This is a genomic window from Sulfuricurvum sp., assembly GCF_041651515.1.
GTDB lineage: Bacteria > Campylobacterota > Campylobacteria > Campylobacterales > Sulfurimonadaceae > Sulfuricurvum.
Map to the genome: position 1 here is coordinate 63458 of NZ_JBAZJF010000008.1, position 21943 is coordinate 85400.

A 21943-nucleotide genomic window follows, 5' to 3' on the forward strand; every position below is an offset into this window, starting at 1 on the left:
GTCTCTCCAGTTAATAGATTGTACCAAAAAAAAACTATTACTGAGTATCCTGCTGAGTGCTATATCCTATACTTGCCGATACGTCTGTATTTTATCCAATCTGAAAACATCGCATCGAAAGTGTCCCGTGCTGAAATCCTTCGTAAATCGTACTAAGAGTCTCATCCTCATTTTGCGATCCCAAAATGGGGAGGATCGGAAGATAATGCTCTATACTTGGGTGGGCATGTTTAAAGTGTGGAAGATCAAAATCTATAAGGGCTTGTCGATCATTCGTGAGAGCGGATGCAAATGCATCGTCAAACTCTTTTGCCCATAATGCGACAGGTGCATCGGTATTCCAATCGATATCGCCAAGGTTATGGGTAACATTGCCGCTTCCGATGATCATTATCCCCTGATCGCGCAGAATAGATAGTGTTTTTCCGAGTGCATAATGCCATTCTCCCGGTTTACTCATATCAATCGAAAGCTGAAAAACAGGGACATCGTGTTTGGGGAAAAGGTGAACAAGTACCGACCACACACCGTGATCAAAACCATGCCGTCGGTCAATTTTAGTATGAGCCAATTCTGAGAGCAATAAAGCTGCGGCGATCTCTCCCTCGGCATCGTAATTAATCGTATACAGCTCATCCGGAAACCCGAAAAAGTCATGGATGGTTTCGGGTTTATCCACTACCGAAACCACCGAACCGTTCGTTGCCCAATGGGCGGAGAGGACAAGAATCGCTTTGGGTTTGGATAGGGTAGACCCGAGCTGTTTTAAACTTCGGGTATAAGGGTTATCCTCGATACTATTCATTGGTGAACCGTGACTGATAAAGAGGGCGCTCTGACGCATTGGGATGTTCCTTTCTTCTGCGCCGTAAGCGCTTAGTGCTGCCAATAATGCTAAAAAGTGACGGCGATTCATGATATTGGCTCTTAATATATGGGTGTGGTGTTAGTGCATAGGCACGTCAAATAATAAAACCTTTGACTCATTTAGAGCTAAAAGGGTGTATTCCTCCTTGTCTGTGATTTGAATCTCATCTCGTGCTTCAAGTAGATTGCCGTTAATTTCTATTTTTCCTTCGATGACGAACACTAATCGTCCGTGATTTGTTTGGACAGGGGGAACGGATATCGTATTGCCTATTTCAACTTCAGCAGAATAAATAGCGGCATCTTGTTTAATGGTGATGGAATCTTCACGTCCGTCTTGGCTGACAAGTATGATCCATTTATTGGTTTTATCGTGGTGGATAAAGCTCCGTTGATCATAGAGAGGCTCTCCCCCTTTCTGATTAGGATGAATCCATATTTGAAACAATGCCGCAGATTCATCTACCCCCGCATACTCCGAGTGATATACTCCTTTCCCTGCGCTCATGTACTGTATTTCTCCCGCATGGATGATGCCGTGGTTTCCTGCAGAGTCTTTATGCTCCAGAGTACCTTTCGTCACAATAGAGATAATCTCCATGTTTTGATGGGGATGCATCCCAAATCCGCTTCCTGCTTCAATGACATCGTCATTGATAACACGCAACGCACCAAACCCCATACGATTGAGATTACGATACTCGGCAAATGAATAACTAAAACGGCTATGGAGCCAACCGTGTTCTGCTATGCCGCGCTCGGCGGCTCTATGAATTTTACATGACATGAATTCTCCTTTAATTACTAATTAGTACTATATGGGTAAATTTTTTTATTGTGCTTTTTCTAATTTGCGTAATAAGAGTGAAAGCACTTTTATCTCTTCTTCACTCAGTGCTTTGTCATACCAGCTTGTAAGATTCTTTACATGGTATTTAAATATAGATTCCATAATCTTAGCCCCTTCATCGGTAATCTCAAGAATTTTAATACGACGATCTTCCTCTGAGCAGAGGGCACTGATCAGCCCTTTGGATTGCAGATTCTTAACGATGACGGTCATGTTTCCTGGGGTACTTAGAGTCAATTTTGTAATTTGACTTACACTCAGTTTCCCCAAATGATAGAGAGATTCCAATATTCCAAACTGGGGTAGGGTTAAATCCCGATCTGCCAACCATGCGATTTCTTTAGCGCGTATTTTAATAAGAGATCTTGAAAGCTCAATATGCGCACGCAATACGATGTCTTCATGTTTTCCGTAGCTTTTTACCCGTTTCATAGATCCTCCTCCATACAGATGGAGAATAATACTACTAACTAGTATTAAATGTCAATGGGTTTTAAAATGAGGGGAGCCATAATAGAAATTTTTACGGATGATGGAGCTCTACCATCATCGTAAAAAAAATGGAGCGGTAAGTAGATATTAGTTCTGGAGTTGGTTATCGATTTGTAAGGCCAGTTCTGCATAGGTACGGGCTTTACCAATATTGTGTCTATGGGTGTCTGCACTGTTTTCGAGGGAACTGATTTTTTGATTGAGTAGGGCAAGTCGTGAATTGAAGGTATCTCGACTCGCATTGACTTGCGTTTTATCTTTAGCCTCAGCTTGTACTCCGACTAAGTTTTTAGCTTGATTTAAATAACCGCCTGTTGTTTCAAGTGCATTGGAGACACTTTGTGCGGTCATAGCCATCGCTGCAGTGGAAACGGAGATTTTATGCAATGCGGTTTGAAGCTCTCGCGCATCTGTCATCACCGTACTGTCGGCATAGACGGAGAGTTTAGACAATTCTGCAGGAGTCGCTGTGTTTCGATTGAGTTTATCAAATGCCGCTAAAAAAGAGCTGCTGCTTTTTTTGTAGCGGTCAAGTGCTACACCGGCACTGTTGAGATGAAGTACGGTATTGGAAACAATCTTCGTAACATTACACACCTCACCCGCATAGGGGATAGGTAAAAACCGTACGACATTACTCAGATAAACACTCGATTGGATAACGTCGGCATAATTATTTACCGTCCCTTTGGTGGCTACGATGAACGTGTTGAAATCATCCATGCTTCGGGCATCGGAACGCATAAGGGCTGCGACACGTGAAAGATAATCATAACTGTAAGCACTTAACTGCGCACTGGTAAGACAATGAGCAGGGGCCTGCACTACGGGTTTCGGCGCACATCCGGTAATAAGAAATACCATCAGTATCAATATAGGTAAGCGCATATAAATAACCTTTTTATTTGGAATTATAGCACTTAGTTTGATTTGGATGGAATAATACTTACCGAGCAGGTCATTCCCGCAGAGAGGGTCATCCCTTTCGGGACTTCATCAATATGGATTCGAACGGGAATACGCTGAGCAAGACGAACCCACGTGAAGATTGGGTTGACGTTTGCCAAAAGACGTCCATCCGTCACATTGTCACGGTCAGAAATTCCCCTGGCAATACTCTCAACATGTCCTTTTAGGGTATATTTTGTTCCTAGCATCTTCATTTCAGCTTTATCTCCGAGATGGATCAACGAGAGTTTGTGCTCCTCAAAATATCCATAGACCCAGAACGAATTGCCGGTAATGAGCGCCATTCTCTTTTCGCCCGCCGATACAAAATCTCCTTTTCGCAGCAAGAGATTAGAGACCCATCCGTCGGTAGGGGCTCGGACGGAAGAGCGTTCGAGATTGAGTTGTGCAGTTTCGACCTGTGTCATTGCTTCTTCGTATCGGGCACGAGCCATTTGAGCATCATAGAGGGCATCGTCTCTATTTTCCGCGGATACAATTTCGTCATCCGCAGCATTTCGTCGCGCGGACTGGTGCTTTTTCATCTCATATTCGGCTTTACAGGTCAGGGCAATCGCTTGTGCTTCATGCAGAGCATGATGAAACCGGACTTCATCGATTTGATAAAGGAGGTCTCCTTTGTGCACCTCCTGATTATCAACAACGGCGACACGGCTGACCAATCCTCCGACGTCAGGAGCGACCATGACAACATCCGCCCTGACACGGCCGTCCCGTGTCCATGCACTGTTCATATAGTTGTCCCACAACATAAGTCCTAAAAAGACGGCCAAAGAAAGGACTAAAAAAGTGATGGCAAAGCGTAAAAGCTTTGATAATTTGCTATTGTTATTCATTTCGGTTCCTTAGCGATAAATTAATAAACAAGGGATGGTAAACAGACAGATAAATACCGCTGTGCGAAAAAGACCGGGATGCCAAACATGATTATAAATACCGGCATCTGACATCACGCGGTCAAGTAAAATTTGTACAACGGCGCTCACAACGAAAATAGGAAGAAGGGTTGGCATTTGAATCCCGAATAAGGTTATATCTAATGGCATGAATCCTCCGTGACAACTGGAAATGTTGCTGAGTTTAGTAAGACAGTACGTATGAGCGCAAGTTCGACAATGAGGGTCTTTATCCGTTTCATCTGTCCTTTTTGGCTGGGCATTTGGGCTGAATGGAGATCCTGAAGACTTTTGTGCAGGGCAGTAAGGAGTTCATTACGTCCTAATACTGAGGGAGACTCAAAATACTCTTTGATTGATTCTAATGCAGTGTCGATACTGGAATGATGATACTGGGTGTAGAGCCGTTGAAGGCTTCGTCGGATGGTTAAAATGGCTCGGCCGATCTCAAGGGTAGAAAGGAGCCATTCAAACACGAGGCGGCTGGAGCGCATATTCAAACGCCCCTGTGTTGAAAACTGCTGCACAAGATCGCGTCCGGTACTCTCCAGAGAACTGCGCTCCACAGTCAAAGGTCCCTCACACAGTCTGATGATTTGTCGGCGTAATATCTTTGCAACCCTGCGCTGCGTCAGTGAACATGACCAGAAATTGATTAGCAGATAGGCTAGACCGCCGAAAAATATTCCGATCAATGCTGCCAGTGAACTCTCTAAAAATTTTGTCGGCTCAATTTTATAATAAGGGTCAAGGGCACATTGACTCATAAACATAAAGACAAATCCAAAGGTAAAAATAGGGAGTTTCGGCTTGGTCGTCATCCAACCTATGAATGCTAACGTCGGTGCAAGGAGCAAACTGAGAGTTAAAAAATCAGAGGTATAGGCCGGTATCAGGTAAAAATCGTAAAGCGCGGCAACCATAAGAGCAATGAGCGCCCCTTTGAAAAAATCTTTGACCCCATCGAGGGGACTCGGAAGTGTCCCGAGCAATAATCCTATGACTACAGCCATAGTAATGGTCAGTGTAGCGTAAGGCCATGCGGTCCAAATCCAAAACAGCATTGTCAAAAGCAATACACCGCTTCCGCGTAACGCGGCGAGCGCTACGAGTACATTATCGGTATGCGTCGAAAACCGTACTATCCGACTGAGTTCACGAGGTGCATTGCCGGATAACCGGTGTTTAAGCAAAGAGAGGTAGGTAGCACAGTGATTGTGCAGCTCAGTTAAGAGACGTCCAATCAAATAGGCTGCCGATATAAAGTCATCTTCCTCTTCCGAATTTGTCAATTCTTTGAGCCGTTTGAGCTCTGATTCAGAACATTCTTGTATGGTATTTTTAACCACTAAAAGGTTTCGAATAACATTCTCAAGATCTTCTGGCGTCAACAGTGTTTCAGGAACTGTTTTCAGTACGGATGCGATGGGAGTATACAGACGTTCCAAGGCGCTAAGCACCTCGATTTTCTCATGATTTTTTATCGCTGCTATGATACTTTTGAGTGAATGAAACGTCGTTGAGAGATTCATATACTCGTGATTAAGATACTGGTAGTGCTGCCGCTCTTTTCGATCGCTTCCGCTCTCAAAACTGCTGTTAATCCGAATTGCATTCAGTCCGACAACCCCGTTTGAAAATCGGCTGACAGAGGGATTGGCGTCGTCAAAGGTAGCAAAAACCGATTTGGGGTCAGATAATGTAGAGAGGATGTTGTGAAACCGTTCCTGTTCACTTGTAATCAATGAATCCAAGAGCCGGCGGGGGAAAATAATATCACTTACCAATGTCGCGCTCATGATACCGATGATAACTTCAGAAAAGCGTGAAACGGCAATGTCAAAGACTTCAAGCGGTGTCTCGATGACGGGAAGGGCAACAATGCACAAGGTGTATCCGGCCAAAACAAACCCGTAGAATTGAAAATTGCGGTATTTGAATCCCGCCGCAGTGGTCAGACCGATCCAAAGGGCAAAAAAGGTAATGAACCAGAGGGGATCTTGTGAAAACATCCCGATAATCACAAGCGATATCCCGACTCCGGCTATCGTCCCCAAAACACGGTAATAACTTTTGGCGAATACGAGTCCACTTTGAGGCTGCATAACAATAAATACGGTAAAAATAGCGGTTCTGGGATCGGGCATATTCAGTTTCATTGCAATCCATAGGGCTAACAGCGCGGCAATGATGGTTTTAGCCATATAGATGAGAACCGGGGCATCGATTGTGAGCCACTCTTGCAGCGTCCTCTTCCATGGAAAGGTTGTTAATGGAAAGCGTGCGTTATCGGCTCGCATTGGTATCCTCTTGATCGGTGTATCCGCCTCCCAACGCTTTTATAAGAGCGATTTGAAGCGACGATTTTGCTTCAATCAGAGAGAGCGTTTCAATCTCCCCCTCAAAAACGATTTTTTCTGCCGCGAGGTAGGGGAGTTTAGTGCTAAATCCCTGTAAAAGCTGTTTATGTGTAATCACCATATTCGCTTTTTTAGCGTCCATTTCGCCCTCATGGAGTTGCCGCTGCGACTCTAGATATTTTGACTGTTTAAGTAAAACAACCACCTCATTGGCTGCTTTGATGACAGCCCCGTTATACTCGTATACCGAAGCATTGTAGTCGCTGACGCTGTTTTGCAGATGGGCTTTTCTCTCTCCCCAATCCAGAAGCGGGAGCGATAATGCAATCCCTGCGGATGGGGTAAAGGAAGAGTGATCGAGGAATTTTGACCAATTAAACGAGGTAAAGCCGATGAGCCCGGAGAGGCTTATGTTGGGGTAGAACTCGGCTTTTGTCTCCTCAATGGTATGGCTTTTACTCAGAGCCGTGTATTTAGCGACGGCGACATCGGGACGGTGCGCGATGAGATTCAGCATCACCTCTTTGGGCAACGGAAGAACAAAGGCATCATTGATTCGGGGAGCCCTTAGGGTCTGTGTATAAGAGGGGAGAAAACCGCCCAAAACACAGATTGCCTCTTTTTTCCCTTCGATGGATCGTTTTAGTGCCTCTGTGCGTTGCTCGATTTGCAAACGTGAACTTTTTTTGTCGTTGATGGCGACCGCATCGATCAATCCCAACCGATACTGTTTCTCTACGATTCTAAGCTCCTCACGATTGGTTTGCTCCATGGCAGTTAATACACCGAGCTTTTTCTCATCGGTATTCCACGAAAGATAGGTTTCACATATGGCGCTTGACAAGGATAGTCTGGTCGCTTCTATGGTTGCTCTTTGAGCCAAGGCTCCATTAACAGCTGCCGAAATATGTGAACTCCGTTTGTTCCAAAAGTCAAAATCGTAATCCAGTGCCAATGCATTCTGGTATTGATTGTATGATCCTCCTCCCAGCGGCGGTGGAAAAATATGGTTTTCGCTGAAGCGTTCCCGCAGGACACTTGCATTGGCAGAGATATGGGGCAGATTTCGGGATTGTACAGACTCTATAATGCTGTTTGCTTGCGCGTATCGCGCTTCGATACTTTTAAGGGCAGGGGCTTTTGCAAGGGTTTCGTCAATGATTTTATCGAGTTGCGGATCGCCATATCCTCTCCACCACTCTTTGACAAGCTTTTTATCGTCGAACTCGACAATGCTTTTTTCCAGATCGCTGCGTACCGACCCTTCGGAGATAGGGAGAGCCTTGTCGATCTTAGGGACGCACCCACTTAATATAAAAAGGGAGAAAAAAAGCGCGGCGAGTATTTTAGCGTACACAAAAATCCTTTATGGCGTGTCATACATCAAGGCAATATTACTGCATCCGTGTGTTTCACCACCATTGCACGCTTGTGTGTAAAGCGAAACAGCCTTGTACTTATTTTGTACGACGCCGTCCCCTTTTTCATACAGTGCTCCAAGCTGGAAACACCCTTTTGCATTACCGTGCTCACAAGCATTTTCAAACTGTGTCGCTGCTTCCGTATACATTTTATTCTTTAACGCTGTTTGAGCGTCTTGATACGTATCGGCAAAACAAGATGATACCATCCCCATAACCATGATGGGTAGAATAGCTTTACATAACTTTATCATAATTCAGTTCCTTTGTGTGTTTTTTTGTAATATTTAGATATTAGATGATGTGTTTTTTAGGTTCTCATAGATCGTTAGAAGGAGATTGGAAAGAGCTTCTTTCTGTTCACTGCTTACTCCGCTTAGTGCTCTTTCCATCACACTTTCACCCATTTGAAGCAATACTTTTTGTAGTTTTTTCCCTTCAGGGGTGATCTTGACGAGATAGGCTCGTCTATCGTGTTCTTTTTGTTCGCGTTTGACCAGCCCTTTTAATTCCAGTTTATCCAACATTAGAGTCAGATTAGACTGCTCGAAATAGGTATCTTGTGCTAGCTCTTTTTGAGTTAGACCGTCTTTTTCACACAGACGTACTAGAATAACACGATGAGCATAGGAGAGAGCATAGGGTTTTAGCTCTTTTTCGAACTCATTTTTAAGTACATTTCTCGCTTTTGCAATAAGAAAGGCGATTGAATTATCCGATTCAAAGCTCATATAATCTCCTTGTGATAATGGTGGAATTGTAAAGCAGTATCCCTTAAATAGTTATTATAATAACTATTATATTAATAATCATGTTTTTCTTTATAATATACAATCACATTAATGGATAAAAGAGGGGTGAAACCCGCATTAAGCGGGTAAATAGAGGAGGTTATTTGCTATAGATAATTTTGGCTTTTTCACGTAGGGTTGCCATTTTTTTATCCATGATCAGCTTAAATTTATCCATTTTTAGCCGTTGTTCTATAAAATTTCTTACTTCGTCAAAGCTAAGTTTTTTTGCAACTTTTCTATCTTCTATATAGATAATATGGTAACCGAACTGGCTGTGTACCGGAGTGGATGATACCGTCCCCTCTCGCATAGAGAATACCGCATCATTAAAGGATGGTACCATTTGTCCTCTGGGAAAATAACCGAGATCTCCTCCTCGCGAAGCACTTGGACCTACCGATTTTGCTTTTGCTAGGGTAATAAACTCATGTTTTAGTTTTTCTCCGCTAAGCCCTTTCATACTTTTAATAATGGCTTTTGCTTCCTCTTCATTTTTTACCAATATATGCCGTGCATGAATTTTTTCTTTATCGACAAATTCATCCGGATTAGCGTCAAAATAGGCTTTCACATCTTTAAAATCAACTTTGACGGCTTCGTATTGTTCCTGCTCCCATACTTTAGCAGCCAATTGAACTTTTAACCGACTCACTAATGCATCATACTCTTGTCGATACTCTTTGGATTCAAGAATCCCTTTTTTTTGAGCTTCCTCATAGACAAGTTCCTGCGTAATCATCCCTTCGATAATCCGCTGGCGCAATTCATTTTGTTTTTCTGAGGGGAGGGAATCAAATTTCCCCTGTGTCCCTTCTATGAGTACTGCATTCACCTCTTTGGAGGTGATTTCATCTCCATTTACCGTTGCCAGCACAGTCGCAGATGCGGAGTGCGCATTCAATAATAAACCCAAAACCCAAGCGGCATAATAGCGCTTCATAGTTTTCCTTGTGTGTAAGAGGATTGGATAGCGGGATTGTAAGGCAGTACCCCTTAAATAGTTATTATAATAACTATTTTTAAAAGGATTAAATTTAATAGGCATGTTGCAATGATTACTACAAGTTGCTCATACGAGGTAAATTAGTATATGTAGAGCGAATTAGAGGGGTTTTTGATGAGGAGAGTTAAACGTAAGAGTAAAGGGCACAATCGCCCGATACTCGATTTGAGATTCACTTAGAACATAAACCATGCAAGGAGGTAAAAGTTATTGTTTTCTGAAGCTTTATGCATTAGTCCATCAGTGGTGCCAACATAAGTGCTTGCGCCGTTGAAGGTATCATAACTGGTATATTGCAACGCCAGCTTAATATTTTGGAGCGGAAGATAGTCAAGTTCTGCCCCTTTTCCGCTGCTGTTAGGAGAAAAATTTGTATTGGTGTTATACAAACCAGCATCGGAGGATCCGGTTGTTGAGAAGATCCCTACAGAGGCACCGTATTTTTGATCAAAGTAATAACTGACCCGTGCTCGTGTTGTTGAGAGGGTGTTACTCGGATTGGAACCGGACACTAAAACGCTACCGTCAAGTGTTTGTTTTTCCCAAATTTTGGTTGCCGTGGCTGTGACAATATGACTGCCGTTGGTGTACTGATATTCGGCATCTATCGCATGGTCTTTATATTGATCCAACGGACCGCCTGCATTACCATAAACGGCTGGATTTATTTTGGTATTCATCATATATCCGCCTACCATCACATAATTATCGCCAAAATTTTGTTGAAGTGCTACACGGGCATACGGTGCTGTCCCTTGTACGAGTGATATATCATTTACTATATCCCCTTTCAATCCTTGATTTTTCCAGCCGAACAGACCCATGATCCCGCCCGGTTTGGCACTGCGGTAAACAGACAACTCCGCATAAAGGAGATCGTTCCACATAGCGTAGGCTCCTACACCCCCGACAGCTTGCCCCAAGGAACCATCAACCTGTGCTCCTCCCGTAGTGGGAGCATGTGACATACCGGTTTGTGCATAGGGAAAGGTCCATGCCGGTGTACTGTTCCATAGATCCGACATAGAGGGATTATTATTGACACTCACCCCGTATATCAACTCTTTGTCCGCAAGGGTAAAGGAATCCGCATAACGGATATCCATGTTATCCAGATGGACATTGCCATTACCCAAATCTTTGCTTTCCGGAAGATAGCGAGAAGGGCTGTCCGTGACTTGAATAAAAGCACCCGATTTGTCTGTGATTTTACCGCCGAAAAATAGGCTGATTTGCGGAATGGTAATAGCACCGTTTTTGGCGATAACGTCATTTCCATTATCGTTATTAGTATTATTGGTAACATCTGCCATTACCATGGCGGATAAGGAAGAAAACATAGTTCTTTTTTCACCCTTGCTCAAGGTATACCCGCGCAGTTTGAATTCGCGCCCGGTTTGAGTCAACTCGGGAAAAACGGTATGACAAACCGTACATTCAAAACCGGTTTGACGGGCAAAACTTGGAATGGCGTAAGCATTGTCGATAAATACCGTTGCGAGTAATGCTCCTCCGACAACGTATTTGGTAAAGCTTTTGTTCATAATGTACTCCTTAGCGCTAAATCTTTAACCAGTTTAGTGCAAAGAGTGTGAACTTAGTGTGAACTTAGTGTGAACTTAGTGTGAACTTAGTGTGAACTTTCTTTTATGAAAGGTGTTAAAATTAATTATTAAAAATAGGAAAGCCATATTAGCTATTCAAAATTTTTTCTTTTTCTGCTTCGAATTCCGTTTCTGAGATCACACCGCTATCCAGTAACGTTTTGAGTTTTTCCAGATGAGTGTATCTCAAGGTTGGATCATTATCCTTTTGCTGTATAGACTGTTTCATAGAACGGCCTATTAAAAGATAGAGCAAAACCCCTAAAAAAGGCAAAAAGAAGACGATCAATAACCATACTATTTGCATTAAATCTTCTTGAAATTTGGATTTTATGATGTCTACGAGTGCCCATATCCAAAGAATAAAGAGACCTGCTACGATAAAAAATAAGAAGAATTCCATAGCGATTAGCATTTCCATACCATCTCCTTTTAAAATAAATTTATCAACAAGTATATCTTATCGTGGTGTTGAATCGGTAAGCGTTAATCCGGATGCAAGCTTGAGCTGTGCTGCTGCAACGTGTAAACCAATAACAGCTTGGGTCATGTTTCTTTGATATTCGCGGTAGCTTTTCTGCGCATCAAGGAGTTCAAGAATAGAAATTCCTTTGAGCGCAAAAACTTTTTCTTGCTTTTCTTTGAGTTTTTTGGCCGATTCATATCCGTGTTGCATAGAAGTATAGATGGACTGCTGCGATTGATATTGAATATAGGATTGCCGAACTTCGGACGCGGCTTGTTCCAAAACTTTTGATTGTTGGGTAGAGGATTGAAGCGCAGTAATGCGAGCTTTTTGGATGGCTCCTTGGTTGCGATCATAAATCGGCAAAGGGATTGATGCGCTTATTCCATACAGGGTTTCATAGGTAGGTGCGTAGTTTTCTGTTTCGATTCCAACGGTAACATCGGGGATAGCATTAGCTTTTTCAAGCTCGACGGAGGCATTTGAAACTTTGATATTTTCTTGTGCCGCCAAACAATCGGATCGATTTTGTTGAGCATACGATATCAGATCATTCACTGATTTTAAGAACGGTTCGGGGGGAACGATAGCGGGTATATTTATATCATCGGCTTTCATGGAAAGTAATAATGCCAGGGCTTCGGTATCGGAAGAGAGTGCTGCCGTATTGGAATTTACCTCCTTATCATAATCGATGAGTTGCAATTGAAGTTTTTCCAAGTCAATTTCACTCAAAAATCCATTACTGTATTTAGCTTCAGCAATAGTGAGTAGCTTTTCAAAATCACGACGGTTGGCAATTGAATTATCCAATTCGGCAACATCCGCTTGCACCTGATAATAGGCATCAATCAGGGTAAAGAGTTGTTCTCTTTTGGTCTCCTCTAATAGACTGTAAGCATAGGCAATACCTGCCGTTGCCGTTTCGATTCTGCGGGAGCGTTTTCCACCGAGTTCAATCGGATGGTCAAGATGAAGCGTCGCTAATGCAGCGGCTGCAGGAGACATATCCTTAAAATGATGATTACCATCCACATAATCGTATGATCCGGAAAGTATTGGATTTGGGCGACGTTGTGCTGTTGTTAAATCGGCTTTTGATTTATCGGCTTCTTGGCGTGCAATTTTAAGATCATAATTGTGTTCTATAAATTGCTCAACCGCAGTATTAAAGCTTAGAGATGGAGCAGCCAATAGATGTGGGGCCAAAATCAGCGCTAAAAAGCTATATCGAGTAAAATGCAAGTGAAATTCCTGGGGTATTGTTTTTGAATACGCGAATTATAGATAAATGGTGTGAATTCTGTGTGAAGTTATGGATCTAATATGCTAATATTCCATTAATATGAAGCAAAAAATTAAAACTAAAGTACAACAAATCGTACAAAATCCAGCAGCTCAAAAAGCGTTTATATCAATGAAACCGAAAAAAACGCTTTGGAGCTTTTTCGGTATTATTCTCTTTTTTATTGTTCCGGAGATTATTGCATTTATCTGGGGTACCGATATCACTGCATATGCGAATAGAGAGCTTTTAATTTCTGCTACACTTCTTGATCGCCAATACTATGAGCTTTTGGTAATGCTATTTAAAGATGGCGGCAGTTGGTTTAATCTCACCTTCGGGACAATATTGCTGATATGGCTTTTTTTCTGATAAGCGTGCAAAAATACTACTCAAAAAGTTGCGCAGTATCGATCTGATAAAAATCTTCAAACTCATGATAGAGTTCAGGAAAGTGTTGTTTCAGAGCAATCGGGGATTCAAAAAATCGCTCTGTAACAACCGCAAAAAACTCTGCTTCATTACTAGCGGCATAAGCACCTAGTAATGTGTATTTACCCCAATTGCGATTTTTAAGTACTATCGAATTGAGTGTATTAAACTCTTTGTAGAGTACATTGACCCAACTGTCATATTTTGAATGTTCTATGGGAGGGATACCATCGATTTCACCATCCATAAAATCAATTTCATGAGCGAATTCGTGTAAGATGAGATTGTTGTGACGCATATGGTAAGACTCACGTCTGGCCTCATGCCATGTAATCACAACGGTATCATTGGCTGACTGTCCTTCAATAATTAATTGTTCTTTTGCGTAAATGCCGCCGTTTGAATGGAGTTGTTTGACTATGACAGAATAGGGATAAATAATTATGCTTTTTAAATTATCATAGCAATTTTCAGTTTGTTTATGAAGTAAAAGCAAACAGGCATAAAATGCAATTAATACTTTCATCTCATCCGTTACTTCTAAGCCGATACCGATAAACTTTTTCGTATGAATAAAATAGATAATGGAGCGTTGCAATTTGGTTTGATCGATCATAGAAAGTTTATTGTAATGCGGTGTTTTGGAAATTATGGATTTATACTGTTCGGTAAACGGAAGTTCTTTTATTTTGTTTAGATTTCTTTTTTTTGTCAGATCACTTAAAAATAAAAAGGTAAAATAGAGTATTCCTAATCCTGCAAAAACAAAAAGAAGCGCTAAGTGATAGTCCATTTTTCATAACTCTTTCTTGTAGATTTGAGGTCATTATAGCTATATTCTTCGAGGGTGAGCTATTATTCTACAGTTATAAGCAATAGAAGGCTAAAGGAATATTATTTTGATTTTACCTATTTCGATGCGCACATTGTCCCTTCTTTTGGTCAGTATGTTAACAATGCTTTCGGGTACTGTTATCGTAGCGTCTTTGCCTTCAATCAGTAAAGTTTTTGTTGATATTCCCCATATTGATATTGTTGCACGGCTTATTCTGACCCTTCCTTCTCTTGTGATCGCGATAACGGCCCCTTTTTTTGGAGTGTTATCGGATCGAATCGGTCGCAGACCATTATTGCTGGTGTCGTTGGTCTTGTTTTCCATAGGCGGAGTAAGCGGATATTTTTTTGACCGTATTGAGATGATTCTTGCAGGACGAGCTTTGCTTGGTTTGGCGGTTGCGATAATGATGACTGTTACCACGGCTTTGGTAGCGGATTATTATCATGAGCATGAGAGGCATCGTTTTATGAGTCTTCAAGGGGCTTTTAGTGCATTGGGAGGAATTTTATTTATTAGCGGTGGGAGCTTTTTAGCTGATTATAATTGGCACATGCCGTTTTTAGTTTATCTTGTCGGATTGGCAGTTTTCCCTTTTGCCTATTTTTTTATTTCGGAACCACAACGGCATACCTATATCTCAGAATCGGATGAACAGCCGATTTCACCCCGCCTATATCCCATTTACTTGAGCGCTTTTTTCTTGATGGTTATCTTTTACATGCTTCCCACCCAAATGCCGTTTTTGATGATTGAGCATTTCCACGCAAAAGGGGTTTATGTCGGTGCAGTTATTTCTACAGCGATGAGCTTTAATGCCATGATGGCATTTAATTTTAGTAAGTTGAAAAAGCATTTGAGTTTTCGTGGAATGTATATTCTGTTGTTTGTTTTGATTGGGATTGGATTTAGTGCCATTGGCCTAGTACCATCTTTTGAATATCTGTTTTTAACGGCAGCCCTGATGGGATTAGGAAGCGGGTTAATGATGACGACAACCAATGCTTGGCTCTTGTCCCAAGCCCATCAGTCCAAACGGGGCAAGGCAGCAGGAATATTGACATCGTCGCTTTTTTTCGGGCAGTTCTGCTCTCCTCTTTTTACACAGCCGATTGTTCGGCTGATTGGTGTGCAACATCTGTTTTCAGTTGTTGGGGGTATACTTCTTGTGGTCGCGCTAAGCCTCTATTTATTTGGTTATATACGGAGAGGCTTGGTATATTAATAATTTATCTGTCAATCATTCACCCTAATTTTTCTTGATAATTTTTTTTTGGAGTATTTCATAGTAGCGGACAATCCTCACACGCATTTTTCCTGAGCGGCTTGTGACGTGTTCTCGAATCTTGCTAATACGGTGAATTGTTTGTATATAAAGTGTACTGTTATGTAATTTATCCAATTGATGAATAATCCATCTGTAGCACAGTGCAAACCATGGGAATGTGAGCAGTTTTTCTTTCCCGCTATGCAGAATGGCTAAAGCGACAACAATGAGCGGAATTTTACAAGCGTATAATAATACAGCGCTGAATATATAGAGGTTGGCTGCAAGAATACCTGAGAGGATACCTATCACCTCACCAACAAGAAATGGAACCATAAATAGGAATAAGACGGTGAACCGTCCTGCACGCAATTGGATATACGTTAAAAACCGCAAGTAAAGGTGAAAAGTTGATATATAGCGTATCACCGGAGTGACCGCTGTTTTCCAAATCAACTCTTCAAAGAGAATATAGATTAAGATAAGGAAAACAAAAAGTGAATTTTGGATACGATTTATGATATTTGCCTCGATAATTTTAGTAAAAGGGACAGTTTACCATGTATTGTCACTGGAATCATCCATACCCTCATTATCCCAAGATGAACTGTCTGTTACACCAAAATCGGTGTCATCCATAGAATTGGAGGGCTGAGTATTATTGTTAACAAATGATGAATTAGCGACATTGCCAGAAGTAGAGTCATCCATAAAGTGATGCATGAGTGCTTCACCCGCTACTATACCGACACCGGCTGCCGCTCCTGTCGCTAAACCGGATGCAATTCCACTCCCTATACCGCCGCCGGTTTGATTAGGATAAGGCTGCCCAGAACCCATACCGGATGGATTGTATGGGCCATTAGGATTTGGATATCTTTGCGCATCATAACTACCGTTCCCCTGAGACGGGTACCCATTCGTTTTACCTGAAAATAGTGATCGAATGACCAAAACAAAAAACACAACTGCAGCAACACCAAGCAGTATCATTATCCATGGAAATGACTTGTGTTCTGATTGTGTAGAGGGGAGCATTGTATTACTCATAAGTTCGTTGGAAGAAACTCCTGAAATACGTTGTTTAAGATCTTCTACCGAATGCGGTTTTGCAAAAGGTAATCCGGGAGAAAGCTTCTGGGCAGTTTCGAACTCGTTTTTTGCATCGGATACATCACCTTGACGTACCAGTATCTCAGCATCTACAAAATGTGCTTTTGCACTATCCGGATGAGCTTTTAAAACTTGTTCTACCATGCGGTGGGCTTCATCTAACCGACCGGCTTGCGCCGCTTGATAAACTTCATGTATCGTTGGAACGTTATCCGCCAGTACAATATTTCCTACTAACAGTAAAACGGCTAACAATTTAGGGAGTGTGAGCATAAAAATTCCTTTTATGATTTTATATAGCGTATTAGAAAGTATACATATCCTTCTGTGAAGAGAATGTGAAATTATTGTTAATTCGTTCATTTATTATTTAATTATTACATAAGTAGATTTAAGTGCACATTGAAAGGAAATAGGGTCATTGTCTACGGGAATTAGAGTATTTGCTGCAGCCTGAAGATACCCAAATGGGGAAAAAAGATGTTGTTGTGCTAATACGCCATAGCGTAGGGTAAGACTAATTGATCCAAGGTTATTACTAATGATGACGCTTTCTCCTTCTTTTAGCCCTCTCTTTATCGCTTCGTGTGCATTTATGAGAAGATAGGGTTCCTCTTCGTCTTTTAATAACTCACGGGATAATCCGGTACGTGTCATGGTATGCCACTGTTTTTTTGTCCTTCCGGTGATGAGAATAAATTCATCTAGATTGATCCTTGGAGCTGATGATACGATAGGGTGAAACTGGACTTTAGTCGATAGTGTTGCGAAGAGTTCATTAGCATAAAGGCGTTCCCCTCCCCACTGATATGATAGCGTGTCGTACTCTTGCTGGCTCTGATCGCATAATCGATTTTCTGTCAGAGCTTTATACTCGTCATAAACCGCTTTTACGGTTGGATACTTAAAGTCTCTAAATCCAAGCTGTTGTGCGACAGAACAGATGATTTCAATATCGCTTTTGGAACCATCGGGAGCAGATTTAAAGGGACGTACCCGTTTGATATAGCGCTCAGAATTGGTCATACTTCCCTCTTTCTCCCCCCAAGCATGGGTAGGTAATATCAGATTCGCCATGGCGGCAGTCTCACTCATTACGCAATCTTGAACGACTAAAAATAGATCAGGCGTATTAAGGGCGCGTTGTGTTTTTTGGATATCGGGGAGGGTGAGAAGCGGATTAGTACACGTTACCCACAAAAATTGGATCTCTTTCGCGAGGATAGAATCAATAGCCTCTGTGATGGTGATACCCGGAATAGGGGAGATAGTGTCATCGGGAAGATTCCAATGGTTTTCGCATTGTTGCCGATCGGACAGCGTACGGACATCACGGTAACCGGGGAGACCGTTGGAGAGATATCCCACTTCCCGTCCACCCATCGCGTTAGGCTGACCGGTAAGGGAGATCGGGCAACCCCGGGAAGTATTGATGCGTCTTGTTGCTAAAAACAGATTCATAAACCCGATATTGCGCATCACCCCATCGGTAGCTTGATTGAGCCCTTGGCACCAGAGTCCGACTATTTTTTTATCCGATGCGAAACATTCTAAGAGCTGTTCCGCATCCGGTTGTGATATTCCGCACGCTTTGATGGCGGATTCGAACGGGATAGTTTGAGCTTCGGCGAGAGTTTGCTCAAACCCTTCCGATGCACGTCGGATAAAATCGATATCACACGCGTGCCGTCGATAGAGCTCGGAGAGGAGGGCATTATAGAGCATTGTATCGCTTCCGCTGTTCAATCCGATCCACAGATCGCTTTTTTCGGCGGTTTCGGTACGGATCGGATCGATGGTAATAATAAGGGTTTCGGGATGAGATTTTTTACGCGCCAAAATACGTCGAAAAATGACAGGATGTGCCCAGGCAGGGTTGGAACCGCTGATGAGAATGACCTCTGCATCATCAAGATCTTTGTAATTTCCGACCGGTCCGTCGCTCCCGAAAACCATTTTATGGGCAACGACGGCACTCGCCATACAGAGTCTAGAGTTTGCATCCACGTTGTTGGTCCCCAAATATCCTTTGATGAGTTTGGTGAAAAGATAGCTCTCTTCGGTGAGGAGTTGTCCGGAGAGATAAAAATAGAGGGCATCTTTGGGAAGGTGCAGGATATTATCGGCGATATGGGTGAACGCTTCATCCCAAGAGATTGGCTTAAAAGACTCATTTTTATGCTGACGGTATAGCGGAGCAGTCAACCGTGCCGTATCGAGGGCTTTGGCCATTTGAATGGGTTTGAAGCAAAGCTCTCCCAATGTCGAAGGATTGGATTTATCCCCTTTTACTTTATAGGTGCTATCGGTACACTCGACACTAAGGGCACATCCTGTACCACAAAACGGGCATCCGGTAGAGATCATATTAGCCGAGTGCATGCTCACTCTTTTCGAACGCAGTGACGATTTCGGTAAATACCTGATACCGCTTAAGCGGGTCGGGATGAACCATTTTCTCGATGATCGGTGCGTATGCAGCATAGGCCGGGGAGAGATCGTTTTTAGCGAAATAAAAACATTTTTTTCCCTCTACAAACGGATCTTCAACTTCATAAGGGCGCTTATGCGTGATTGCGTGAACCAAATCAGAACCAAAGGTAAAAATCTCATCCACTTCTTTATGATTTCCTCCATGGGATTGGAGATTATAATGCAGTAAGGTTACCTCTCCGGCTAGCCGCATTAGACGGTTCCAGCGCATCAAAAAGGCGAGGGCATGATTGGTATAGCGTGCTCGAAGGCGTGTAATGAATTTTTCCAGACTCTCATAGGGGTGACGTAAAAGGGCAAATTCATGCATCAATTCGGCGACGTATTCTTTTGCCTCTTCGAGAATAATCCCTTTCAAGAGCAGTTTCGATTCTTCCCCTTCGCCGCTGAGACTGCCGCCGATAAAAATGTCGACACCCAGCTCTATTTTCCCATTTTTAGGAACCTTGCACCCCACAAAGCCGAGATCGCCCGCCCCGTGAATACCGCACCCTTTTATACAGGCGGACCAATAGAGACGAACTTTGGCATCGATAATTGGCACTTCACGCGAGAGATATTCCCCCATTTCAATGGCATCGATTTTATTCGGGATAACACCAAATGGGCAGTGTTCACTTCCGGCGCAGGCGATAAGGTTTGCCATATATGGGGTAGGTCGATTCGGATATTTGACGAAAAGGGGTGATTGGAGTGCTTTATCTTCGTCTTTGACACCTGTAATTATTATATTCTGCTCAATTGTTAAACGGATCGCACCGTTTTGTTCCTGCGCAATACGGGATGCTTCAAGCAAATGTGTTCCGCTGAAAATACCGGATGGGACGGCAGCATAGAGGGCAAATGATCCGTTCTTGAGTGCAATTTTGCCATAATGATCTCCCCCCTCCAAAGGACAGAGCGTTTCTCCGCCGCGAGGCAATGTATATCCGAATTCTTCTTCAATCGCCTCACGAAAGGTTTCCATACCGACAGAGTCAATGAGAAATTTAAGACGATTTTTATTACGGTTATCTCGGAATCCGTATGTTTTGAAAAGCTTCGCTACACTTTCAAAAATAGCAGAGGCCTGATGGGTGAAGAGAAACATATCCGCACTTTGCGCCAAAACTCCGACTCGTCCCCCCAAATAGAGATTAAAGCCATATACTCCGTCTTTTTGGGCCAGAACGAGGGCAAAATCTTGACCGAAGATGTTGCATCGGTTGCTGAGAGAACCGTTGATTCCGATATTGAATTTACGCGGTAACATCGTAAGCCACGCATCATTTTTCAAAAATATTGATTGAATCTCTTCCATAATACCATGGCAGGAGATAATATTATCCATTGCCAATCCGTCCAGCGGATCGAGGAGAATGTTACGGAAATTATCCACCCCTGTCTGGTAACTTGTGAGACCGACACTTTCTAACATCCTAAGTGCTTCAGGAATATCTTCGATACGGATATAGCGCAATTCGATTTGCTGACGGGTTGTAAGGTCAATGTAATCTTGTCCAAAACGAGCCGATACATCCGCCAAAGCGATTGCCTGGTTTACACTGAGGGAACCTCCTGCAATACGGACACGAATCATAAACCTCTCTGGTGTTGCAGGGCGATCAAATACGCCGAAACTTTTGAGGACAAAATCTTTATCCTCATCGGTGATGGAAGCGTAGCCGCTTGTCGCATAACCTTTTAGCCGTTCCCATGCTTCTGTAGCGTTGAAGGCATCTTTGATGGATTCGGTTTTGTGCCTTTTGGCACTGCGCGCCGCATTAGCCTGCGTAAGAGATGTCATGACGTGTTTCCTTGGGTTCATAGTGGTATTTAGGGAGGATTTGTGCCAAGTTGACAACGTCACCGAAAACCAAAATTGCCGGTTTAGGTGCCCCTTTTGCTGCATTAATGAGTTCACAAAGAGTGGTAACGATTGAGCTTTGAATCGATGTTGTGGCATTTGAGATAATGGCCGCAGGCAAGTGAGGATCGATCCCCTGTTCCAATGCTTCTTTTACGATTTGTCGTGTACGGCTAAGTCCCATTAATACGATTGTGGTGTGATCTCTCACCGCTAGCATCGGGATCCATGAAAGGTTCAGCCGATCACCCGATAAATGTGCTGATACAACCGATACTCCAGTACTTACACCTCGTGCGGTAGGGGCGATCCCTACTGAAAGCGGGCCGGATAAAGCCGATGATAGTCCGGGAATTACCTCGGTTTCAATACCGTTTTGGGAAGCAAAAATTGCCTCTTCCGTACCACGTCCAAAGATATAGGGATCGCCGCATTTTAGCCGCCCGACAGTGTATCCTTGGTGAGCGTACTCGGTGATCATTGTATTGATTTGATCCTGAGGAAAGCTGTGTTTCCCTTTCTCTTTTCCTACAAATACCACTTTTGTAGTAGGGGGTATAAGATCAATAATTTCATCCGTAAGGAGATGGTCTATTAATGCAATGTCAAGTTTTTCAATGCTTTTCATTGCTTTTAGTGTAAGTAGATCTGCATCGCCCGGTCCGCAACCGATCAAATATAGTTTGCCATTCATGATAAATTCCTTTTATTAGGACTTTTTTGTCTTTAAAAATAATAGTGTAAATGAGTGATAATTAAAACAATTTATTGGTTATTTTTTAATCATTTTAAAGTGTAAGGAGGAGAATTCTCACCCAATGGGTGAGAATCTTAGAATTTATAGTCGAGTTGAAGCCAGATTTTGCTGGTATTTGCAGTAAAACCAGAGACATCACCGGCTTTGTAATAGGCGGCTTTAAGTAAGCCGTTAAGCCCTTTGACACCGGGGA

The 21943-nt window shown here is 42.7% G+C and carries 22 protein-coding genes; 2 read left to right on the top strand and 20 right to left on the bottom strand.

What is annotated here, in order from left to right:
• Positions 1 to 91 precede the first annotated feature (91 nt).
• From ygiD to WC407_RS12525, 14 genes are all read right to left on the bottom strand, one after another.
• The gene (ygiD, locus tag WC407_RS12460) at positions 92 to 916 is read right to left on the bottom strand and encodes a 4,5-DOPA dioxygenase extradiol (RefSeq protein ID WP_373022991.1); all 825 of its coding nucleotides are present in this window, start codon (positions 914 to 916) and stop codon (positions 92 to 94) included.
• A gap of 30 nt (positions 917 to 946) precedes the next feature.
• Positions 947 to 1654 carry a pirin family protein gene (locus WC407_RS12465; RefSeq protein ID WP_373022992.1) on the bottom strand — a complete coding sequence of 236 codons (708 nt, stop codon included), beginning with the start codon at positions 1652 to 1654 and terminating at the stop codon, positions 947 to 949.
• Positions 1655 to 1699: 45 nt separating this feature from the next.
• Entirely contained in the window at positions 1700 to 2149 is a 450-nt protein-coding gene (locus WC407_RS12470) for a MarR family winged helix-turn-helix transcriptional regulator (RefSeq protein ID WP_373022993.1), read from the bottom strand.
• 147 nt (positions 2150 to 2296) lie between these two features.
• Entirely contained in the window at positions 2297 to 3097 is an 801-nt protein-coding gene (locus WC407_RS12475; RefSeq protein ID WP_373022994.1) for a hypothetical protein, read from the bottom strand.
• Between the two features lie 32 nt (positions 3098 to 3129).
• Positions 3130 to 4014 carry an efflux RND transporter periplasmic adaptor subunit gene (locus WC407_RS12480; protein ID WP_373022995.1) on the bottom strand — a complete coding sequence of 295 codons (885 nt, stop codon included), beginning with the start codon at positions 4012 to 4014 and terminating at the stop codon, positions 3130 to 3132.
• 9 nt (positions 4015 to 4023) lie between these two features.
• Positions 4024 to 4224, bottom strand: a complete 201-nt coding sequence (locus tag WC407_RS12485) for a DUF1656 domain-containing protein (RefSeq protein ID WP_373022996.1) — start codon at positions 4222 to 4224, stop codon at positions 4024 to 4026.
• The gene (locus WC407_RS12490; RefSeq protein WP_373022997.1) at positions 4215 to 6374 is read right to left on the bottom strand and encodes an FUSC family protein; all 2160 of its coding nucleotides are present in this window, start codon (positions 6372 to 6374) and stop codon (positions 4215 to 4217) included. Before WC407_RS12490 ends, WC407_RS12485 begins: the two co-directional genes overlap by 10 nt.
• Positions 6361 to 7791, bottom strand: a complete 1431-nt coding sequence (locus WC407_RS12495) for an efflux transporter outer membrane subunit (RefSeq protein ID WP_373022998.1) — start codon at positions 7789 to 7791, stop codon at positions 6361 to 6363. The genes WC407_RS12490 and WC407_RS12495 overlap by 14 nt, the downstream gene beginning before the upstream one ends.
• Before the next feature lie 9 nt (positions 7792 to 7800).
• Positions 7801 to 8109, bottom strand: coding sequence for a hypothetical protein (locus tag WC407_RS12500; RefSeq protein ID WP_373022999.1), 309 nt, complete (start codon positions 8107 to 8109; stop codon positions 7801 to 7803).
• Between the two features lie 33 nt (positions 8110 to 8142).
• Entirely contained in the window at positions 8143 to 8586 is a 444-nt protein-coding gene (locus WC407_RS12505; RefSeq protein WP_373023000.1) for a MarR family winged helix-turn-helix transcriptional regulator, read from the bottom strand.
• 160 nt (positions 8587 to 8746) lie between these two features.
• Positions 8747 to 9589, bottom strand: coding sequence for a peptidylprolyl isomerase (locus WC407_RS12510; RefSeq protein ID WP_373023001.1), 843 nt, complete (start codon positions 9587 to 9589; stop codon positions 8747 to 8749).
• Positions 9590 to 9828: 239 nt separating this feature from the next.
• Positions 9829 to 11196 (bottom strand): hypothetical protein, encoded by a 1368-nt coding sequence (locus WC407_RS12515; RefSeq protein WP_373023002.1) that lies wholly within the window; start codon positions 11194 to 11196, stop codon positions 9829 to 9831.
• 148 nt (positions 11197 to 11344) lie between these two features.
• Positions 11345 to 11677 carry an SHOCT domain-containing protein gene (locus tag WC407_RS12520; protein ID WP_373023003.1) on the bottom strand — a complete coding sequence of 111 codons (333 nt, stop codon included), beginning with the start codon at positions 11675 to 11677 and terminating at the stop codon, positions 11345 to 11347.
• 39 nt (positions 11678 to 11716) lie between these two features.
• A complete protein-coding gene (locus tag WC407_RS12525) occupies positions 11717 to 12967 on the bottom strand; it encodes a TolC family protein (RefSeq protein ID WP_373023004.1) in 1251 nt (416 codons plus the stop codon).
• Between the two features lie 100 nt (positions 12968 to 13067).
• Here WC407_RS12525 and WC407_RS12530 point away from each other — a divergent pair, with 100 nt between their 5' ends.
• Positions 13068 to 13379, top strand: a complete 312-nt coding sequence (locus WC407_RS12530) for a hypothetical protein (protein WP_373023005.1) — start codon at positions 13068 to 13070, stop codon at positions 13377 to 13379.
• A 16-nt stretch (positions 13380 to 13395) separates the two neighbouring features.
• On the opposite strand, the gene WC407_RS12535 is transcribed toward WC407_RS12530, so the two are convergent.
• Entirely contained in the window at positions 13396 to 14232 is an 837-nt protein-coding gene (locus WC407_RS12535; RefSeq protein WP_373023006.1) for a zinc-dependent peptidase, read from the bottom strand.
• Positions 14233 to 14338: 106 nt separating this feature from the next.
• Here WC407_RS12535 and WC407_RS12540 point away from each other — a divergent pair, with 106 nt between their 5' ends.
• The gene (locus WC407_RS12540) at positions 14339 to 15499 is read left to right on the top strand and encodes an MFS transporter (RefSeq protein WP_373023007.1); all 1161 of its coding nucleotides are present in this window, start codon (positions 14339 to 14341) and stop codon (positions 15497 to 15499) included.
• A gap of 24 nt (positions 15500 to 15523) precedes the next feature.
• Here WC407_RS12540 and WC407_RS12545 read toward each other — a convergent pair whose 3' ends face one another.
• From WC407_RS12545 to cobA, 5 genes are all read right to left on the bottom strand, one after another.
• Positions 15524 to 15877 carry a hypothetical protein gene (locus tag WC407_RS12545; RefSeq protein WP_373023008.1) on the bottom strand — a complete coding sequence of 118 codons (354 nt, stop codon included), beginning with the start codon at positions 15875 to 15877 and terminating at the stop codon, positions 15524 to 15526.
• A 219-nt stretch (positions 15878 to 16096) separates the two neighbouring features.
• Complete coding sequence (locus WC407_RS12550) at positions 16097 to 16927, bottom strand: tetratricopeptide repeat protein (RefSeq protein WP_373023009.1); 831 nt, start codon at positions 16925 to 16927, stop codon at positions 16097 to 16099.
• Between the two features lie 93 nt (positions 16928 to 17020).
• Positions 17021 to 19036 (bottom strand): molybdopterin oxidoreductase family protein, encoded by a 2016-nt coding sequence (locus WC407_RS12555; RefSeq protein ID WP_373023010.1) that lies wholly within the window; start codon positions 19034 to 19036, stop codon positions 17021 to 17023.
• A complete protein-coding gene (locus WC407_RS12560; protein WP_373023011.1) occupies positions 19023 to 20933 on the bottom strand; it encodes a ferredoxin--nitrite reductase in 1911 nt (636 codons plus the stop codon). The genes WC407_RS12555 and WC407_RS12560 overlap by 14 nt, the downstream gene beginning before the upstream one ends.
• Positions 20911 to 21687, bottom strand: a complete 777-nt coding sequence (gene cobA, locus WC407_RS12565) for a uroporphyrinogen-III C-methyltransferase (RefSeq protein WP_373023012.1) — start codon at positions 21685 to 21687, stop codon at positions 20911 to 20913. Before cobA ends, WC407_RS12560 begins: the two co-directional genes overlap by 23 nt.
• Positions 21688 to 21943 lie beyond the last annotated feature (256 nt).